The organism is Gordonia sp. p3-SID1431, from assembly GCF_025143765.1.
Classification (GTDB): domain Bacteria; phylum Actinomycetota; class Actinomycetes; order Mycobacteriales; family Mycobacteriaceae; genus Gordonia; species Gordonia hongkongensis.
Map to the genome: position 1 here is coordinate 38180 of NZ_JAMBDT010000037.1, position 6221 is coordinate 44400.

Annotated in this window: 7 protein-coding genes; 5 read left to right on the top strand and 2 right to left on the bottom strand. The window is 69.8% G+C overall.

Going from position 1 to position 6221, the window contains the following annotated elements:
- Positions 1-75: 75 nt before the first annotated feature.
- Positions 76-1488, top strand: coding sequence for a PspC domain-containing protein (locus M4D77_RS11595; protein WP_259936251.1), 1413 nt, complete (start codon positions 76-78; stop codon positions 1486-1488).
- Positions 1485-1715: a hypothetical protein gene (locus M4D77_RS11600; protein ID WP_259936252.1), complete on the top strand. Its 231-nt coding sequence runs from the start codon at positions 1485-1487 to the stop codon at positions 1713-1715. The genes M4D77_RS11595 and M4D77_RS11600 overlap by 4 nt, the downstream gene beginning before the upstream one ends.
- Before the next feature lie 59 nt (positions 1716-1774).
- Here the strand turns inward: M4D77_RS11600 and guaA are convergent, their stop codons facing one another.
- Positions 1775-3322 carry a glutamine-hydrolyzing GMP synthase gene (gene guaA, locus M4D77_RS11605; protein ID WP_058250688.1) on the bottom strand — a complete coding sequence of 516 codons (1548 nt, stop codon included), beginning with the start codon at positions 3320-3322 and terminating at the stop codon, positions 1775-1777.
- A gap of 160 nt (positions 3323-3482) precedes the next feature.
- On the opposite strand from guaA, the gene M4D77_RS11610 reads away from it, so the two are divergent.
- Genes M4D77_RS11610 through M4D77_RS11620 form a run of 3 tightly spaced genes read left to right on the top strand, consistent with a single transcriptional unit; the run spans position 3483 to position 5418 of the window.
- The gene (locus tag M4D77_RS11610; RefSeq protein ID WP_058250881.1) at positions 3483-4121 is read left to right on the top strand and encodes a biotin transporter BioY; all 639 of its coding nucleotides are present in this window, start codon (positions 3483-3485) and stop codon (positions 4119-4121) included.
- Between the two features lie 23 nt (positions 4122-4144).
- Positions 4145-4819 (top strand): energy-coupling factor ABC transporter ATP-binding protein, encoded by a 675-nt coding sequence (locus M4D77_RS11615; RefSeq protein WP_058250689.1) that lies wholly within the window; start codon positions 4145-4147, stop codon positions 4817-4819.
- Positions 4816-5418, top strand: coding sequence for an energy-coupling factor transporter transmembrane protein EcfT (locus tag M4D77_RS11620; protein ID WP_065629895.1), 603 nt, complete (start codon positions 4816-4818; stop codon positions 5416-5418). The genes M4D77_RS11615 and M4D77_RS11620 overlap by 4 nt, the downstream gene beginning before the upstream one ends.
- 9 nt (positions 5419-5427) lie before the next feature.
- On the opposite strand, the gene M4D77_RS11625 is transcribed toward M4D77_RS11620, so the two are convergent.
- Positions 5428-6221: DUF1731 domain-containing protein (locus M4D77_RS11625; RefSeq protein ID WP_259936253.1), on the bottom strand; the 794-nt coding region annotated here is incomplete at its 5' end.

The following is a 6221-nucleotide window of genomic DNA, read 5'->3' on the forward strand; positions in this document are numbered from 1 at the left end:
CCCCCGGGCCTGGCGGATTCTCCGGGGGACAATTCAGGGGATCACCCGATGTGTCCGGGGCCGGACGGGGGCACGATGATCGTCATGGACACCAAGGAGTTCCAGCAGCAGATCCAGGGCCTGTGGGCGACCCGTCCGTATCGGCCCGACGATCGGACGATTGCCGGCGTGTGCACCGGCATCGCCGCCCGGTATCGCGTCGACCCGACTCTGGTGAAGGTCGCGTTCGTGGTGGCCGCCTTCTTCGGCGGCAGCGGACTCATCCTCTACCTCGCGGCCTGGGTCGCGTTCCCGGGCGCCGGACGCGCCCGCGCCGATGCGCTCCGTGTCGATTCCCCCCGGGCCGGTCACACCGCGTCGCACAACTCGATGCACGGCCTGGGGAATCCGCAGGTGATCCTGCTGGTCGTGCTCGCGATCGTCATGGTCACCTCATTCGGCCCCAATCGCACCTGGGGCTCGGGCGGGCTCGTCGGCGCGATCCTGATGCTCGGCGGCTGGTACCTGCTGTACCTGCGGACCCCGACTCCACCGGCCGGTACCAGCATCGACACCGCGGCGGTCACCGACATCGTCGTCCCGCCACCGGCGGCCGGGCAGTTCGAACGGTGGGTGCCGCGCGCGATGAGCCACCCGGCCCCCGGCGCGGTCACCCCCACGGACGGCCCCCAGACCCCAGGAGTATCCATGACCAAAGCACCGGGCACGTCCGCGATCGGCGGGAATCCGGCCACCGAACACCCGGCCACCCCGGCGCCGGGAGTTGAACTGTCGAAGAGTGAACCACTCGAGGCGAGTCCACCCGCGTGGGATCCGTTGGGAGCGGCGCGGTTCGCCTGGGATCTGCCCGAACCGACCCGCCCGGCCGAACCGGCCGTCCGTCGGCACCGTCGCTCACCGCTGACCCTGATCGTGGTCGGTCTGGCGACCATCGTGGGTGCGATCGGTGCGGGCCTGCACCAGATGGGTGTCGAGTGGTTCACCGTCCCCCACATCCTGTCGCTCTCCCTCGCCGTGATCGGAGCCGGACTCCTCGTCGCGGCCGTCGTCAAGCGTCGCACCGGCGAGCACAGCACGGGCCTGGCGCCCATCGCGGTCTCTCTCGGTGCCGCGGTCATCGTCACCACCGTGATCTCCGGGGTCAACGGCCTGTCCGGCCCGCTGCCGCCCGGCGGGGTCGGTGACCGCGAGTGGAAGCCGTTGACCGAGAACGACATCCAGGCCGAGTACTCACTCGGCATCGGCGAGATGGCCCTGGACCTGCGCGCGGTCGAACTCACCGCCGACCGGACCGTACGACTCGAGAGCGGGGTCGGCAAGATCACGGTCCACGTGCCGGAGACCATGAACGTGCGTGCCGACTGCCAGACCGGTGTCGGCGACTACAACTGCCCCACCGGGCTCGACGGCGGACGTGACGGCACCGATGGCCCGGTCCTGCAGATCGAGGCCCGCACCGGATTGGGAGAGGTAGAGGTCCTGCGATGAGCACCGAGATGAACGCTTCCGGCACCGATGACGACCGAGGTTGTGGCGCCACCCATCGCGCTCCCGGTCTGGGGATGCTCGGAATCGCCGCCCTTGCGGTGGCCGGGTGGGGGCTCGCCGACGGGCCGGCACTTCCCGACGCCGCCGACCTCGGATGGGTCGTCGTCGGGATCGGGCTGCTGGTCGGACTCGTGCTGATCGTGTCCGGCACGCGTTCCCGGCACTGAGACCCGGCACGCGCTGACGAAAGCGGCCGTTGGCATCTGCCACCGGCCGCTCACTCAGCTCATTCCCACTCGATGGTGCCCGGCGGCTTGCTCGTCACGTCGAGCACCACCCGGTTGACCTCGGCGACCTCGTTGGTGATGCGGGTGGAGATGATCTCGAGGACCTCGTAGGGCACCCGCGTCCAGTCCGCGGTCATCGCGTCCTCGCTCGACACCGGGCGCAGCACGATCGGGTGGCCGTAGGTGCGGCCGTCTCCCTGCACGCCCACACTGCGCACGTCGGCCAGCAACACGACCGGACACTGCCAGATCTGCGAGTCGAGGCCGGCGGCGGTCAGTTCCTCGCGCGCGATCAGGTCGGCCTTGCGCAGCGTCTCCAGTCGGTCGCCGGTCACCTCGCCGACGATGCGGATCGCCAGGCCGGGCCCGGGGAACGGCTGGCGGGCGACGATCTCCTCGGGCAGCCCCAGTTCGCGGCCGACCGCACGCACCTCGTCCTTGAACAGCAGACGCAGCGGTTCCACGAGACTGAATTCGAGGTCGTCGGGCAGACCGCCGACGTTGTGATGACTCTTGATGTTCGCGGTGCCGCTGCCGCCGCCGGACTCGACGACGTCGGGGTACAACGTGCCCTGGACGAGGAAGTCGACCTTCTCCCCCGCCTCGGCCTCCTCGCCGAGGACCTCGCTGACCGCACCCTCGAACGACCGGATGAACTCGCGGCCGATGATCTTGCGCTTGGTCTCGGGGTCGCTGACGCCGGACAGCTCACGCAAGAAGGTGTCGGCGGCGTCGACCGTCACCAGCTTCGCCCCGGTCGCCCCGACGAAATCGTGCTGTACCTGTTCGCGTTCTCCGGCGCGCAGAAGACCGTGGTCAACGAAGACACAGGTCAGACGATCGCCGATGGCGCGCTGCACCAGCGCGGCGGCCACCGCGGAATCCACGCCGCCGGAGAGCCCGCAGATGGCCCGCCCGTCACCGATCTGGTCGGCGACCGCGTCGATCAGCGCGTCGGCGATGTTGGCCGCCGTCCAGGTGGCCTCGAGACCGGCGATCTCGTACAGGAAACGGGTGAGGATCTGCTGGCCGTGCGGTGTGTGCAGCACCTCGGGGTGGTACTGCACACCGGCCATCCGGCGCTTCAGGTTCTCGAAGGATGCGACCGGCGCGCCGGGAGTCGACCCGGTGACGGTGAACCCCTCCGGCGGGGACTGGACGGCGTCGTTGTGGCTCATCCAGACCGGCTGGGTGTCCGAGAGACCTTGGTGGAGAACGCCTTCGCCGTTGGTCGTGAACGTCGTCCGGCCGAACTCGCGCCCGCCGGTGTTGGCCACCTCGCCGCCCAGCTTGTCCGCCATCGCCTGGAAGCCGTAGCAGATGCCGAAGACCGGGACGTCGAGGTCGAAGAGGGCGGGATCGAGGTCCGGCGCGTCCTCCGCGTACACCGACGACGGTCCGCCCGACAGGATGATCGCGACCGGATCCTTCTCCTGGATCTCCGCGATCGGCGCCTCGTGCGAGATCACCTCCGAGTAGATCCGCGCTTCCCGCACCCGACGCGCGATCAGCTGCGCGTACTGCGCGCCGAAGTCGACGACGAGCACCGGCCGCGGGCCCTCGAGGAAATCCTCGGGAGAGGACGAGTTCGCAGAAGAAGTGTCTGTCACCGGGCCGAGTCTAGTGGGCGGACCGGCGTCGATACCTGGTCACCCCGCCCGGTGGGTGCGGCTGCGCCGCCGCCGCGTGAAATACTCCGGAATCGACATGACTGCATCGCCGAAATCCCCCAACCGCTGGTCGCTGAGCATCGGCGACCTCACCCAGGCCGCCGTGTTCGCCGCGCTGATCGCCGCGCTCGGCCTGCCCGGGACCATCAACATCGGCACCAGCGGTGTGCCGATCACGTTCCAGTCGCTCGGGGTCATCCTCGCCGGGGCGGTCCTCGGCCCGAGGAAGGGCACGCTGGCCGTGGTCATCTTCATGGTGCTGGCGATCGCCGGACTCCCGATCCTCTCGGGCGGACGCAACGGCCTCACCGCGCTGTCCTCCCCGACGGCCGGATACTTCATCGGGTTCCTCCCGGCGGTCATCGTCATCGGGGTGCTGACCGCACTCATGGTCTCGACCGGCGGGAAGACGGGCTCCGGGAAATATCGCGTGCTGTGGGGCATCGGCATCAACGCGCTCGGCGGCATCGTCGTCCTCTACGCCTGCGGGGTGCTCGGCCTGCTGGTGCGGACCGACCTGACACTGTGGGCGGCCATCGCGACCAACGGTTCGTTCATCCCCGGCGACATCGCCAAGTGCGTCATCGCGGCCCTGGTCGCGGCCCAGGTCCACCGCGGCCGGCCGGGCCTCATCGAACCGTTGCGCGCGCGCCGATCCGGCACCGTGGCCGGCTGAGAAGCCGCCCCACCCCAGCGGCGATGATCGAATTCACCGATGTCACCCACGCCTACGGCGACCGCGTCGTCCTGCGCGAGGTCTCACTGACGTTGTCGGAAAACCGGATCGGGATCGTCGGCGCCAACGGCAGCGGCAAGTCGACGCTGGCGCGGATGATCAACGCGCTCGTCGTGCCCGACTCCGGGACCGTCATCGTCGACGGGCTATCGGTCGCGAAGAACAAGCGTGAGGTCCGACGCCGGGTGGGCTTCATCTTCTCCGACCCCGACCGTCAAATCATCATGCCGACGGTCCGCGAGGACATCGAACTGTCGCTTCGTCGAACCGATCTCGACAAGTCCGCGCGCGCCGAGCGTGCCGGCGAGGTGCTCGCCCGATTCGGCCTCGCCGACCACGCGGACCATCCGGCCCAGCGGCTCTCCGGCGGGCAGAAGCAGCTCCTCGCCCTGGCGTCGGTGTTCGTGACCGACCCCGCGATCATCGTCGCCGACGAACCCACCACCCTGCTCGACCTGCGCAACACCCGCATGCTCACCGACGTGTTCGCGACCCTCGACGAGCAACTCGTCGTCGTCAGCCACGATCTCGACATCCTGGCCGACTTCGACCGCGTCATCGTCATCGACGAGGGGCGGGTCGTCGTCGACGACGAACCTCGGCCTGCGCTGGCCGCCTACCGCGGGATGATGTCGTGAACGTCCTCGGCGTCTACCGTCCCGGCAACACGCTGCTGCACCGACTGCCCGCAGGCGTCAAGTTCGTCGCGATGGGCGTGGTGATCCTGGTGCTGTCGCTGACGGTCCGGTCGCTCACCGCGCTCGGCATCGCGACAGCCGGGGTCGCGGTCGTCTACGCGCTGGCGGGGATCGGGCCGCGCGAGGCGTGGCGGCAGCTGCGGCCACTGATGTGGTTGCTGCTGTTCATCTTCGCGTTCCAGGTCGTCTTCACCGACTGGCGGCGGGCGGTGGTCGTCTGCGGCGTCCTCGCGCTGTCGGTCGCGCTCGCCGCGGCCGTCTCGCTGACCACCCGCACGACGGACATGCTCGACACGATCGTCCGTGCGCTCGGCCCCCTGAGACGGCTCGGGGTGCGCGTGGACCTCATCGCCCTCGCGCTGGCACTGACCATCCGGGCGATCCCGCTGATGGTCGAGGTGGTGCGGGAGGTCGACGAGGCACGCAAGGCGCGCGGGCTCCGGCCCGGTCCACGCATCCTCGTCGCCCCGGTCGTCCTCGCCGCCCTGCGCACCGCCGACGGTTTCGCCGACACCCTCACCGCGCGCGGACTGGACTGAGGCGACCTCTCAGAGCAGATCGGAGAGTGCGTCCTCGAGCCGTGGAAAGCTGAATTCGAAACCGGCGTCGGCGAGCACATCCGACCGCGCACGGCGCCCCGTGAGTCCGAGGGCCGGGTCCGTGCGCAGCACCACCGCACCGAGTTTGAGCAACCACGCGGGCGTCGGCGGCGCGGGCGGCCGTCCGATCTCCGCGCGCAGCATCGCCATGAGTTCGGAGTTACGCACCGGATGCTGACTGGCCGCCACGACGACACCGTCGGGCAGCGTCACCCCTTCGTCGACCCGCAGTGCCGCGCGGGCGATCGCGAGCCAGTCGTCGATGTGAATCCAGCTGAACCACTGTCGGCCGTCGCCGACCCGCCCGCCGAGACCGAACCTCGTGAGCCCCACGAGGCGTCGGATGGCCGGCGAATCAGCATCGAGCACGATCGAGGTACGCAGCACGGTCAGATGGTCGGTGTTCGCGCCGTCCACCGCCTCCTCCCAGGGCCGTGCGACGCCGGTCATCTGCGGGAGGCCCACCGGGGTCGGCGTCGATTCGGTGCACCACAGTTCACCCGCGTCGCTCCAGATCGCGGTCGTGCTGGACTGCAGCCAGTACGAGATCGGCGTCGTGCGTTCGCGCGATGCGGTGACGAGTGCGCGCGTCGCGTCGACCCGGCTGTCCCGCAGTGCCGCGATGTTCTCGGCGCTGGGGCGGCAATCCACGAGCTTGCCCGCGAGGTTGACCACCGCCGTCGGACGGTCCGCGGTCAGCGCTTCGGCCCAGTTGCCCTGGGTCCTGCCGTCCCAGACCACCT

Bases quoted from the DNA above. Each gene is read 5' to 3' on its own strand.
- M4D77_RS11595 (WP_259936251.1), top strand. From the start codon at position 76: ATGATCGTCATGGACACCAAGGAGTTCCAGCAGCAGATCCAGGGCCTG.
- M4D77_RS11600 (WP_259936252.1), top strand. From the start codon at position 1,485: ATGAGCACCGAGATGAACGCTTCCGGCACCGATGACGACCGAGGTTGT.
- M4D77_RS11610 (WP_058250881.1), top strand. From the start codon at position 3,483: ATGACTGCATCGCCGAAATCCCCCAACCGCTGGTCGCTGAGCATCGGC.
- M4D77_RS11615 (WP_058250689.1), top strand. From the start codon at position 4,145: ATGATCGAATTCACCGATGTCACCCACGCCTACGGCGACCGCGTCGTC.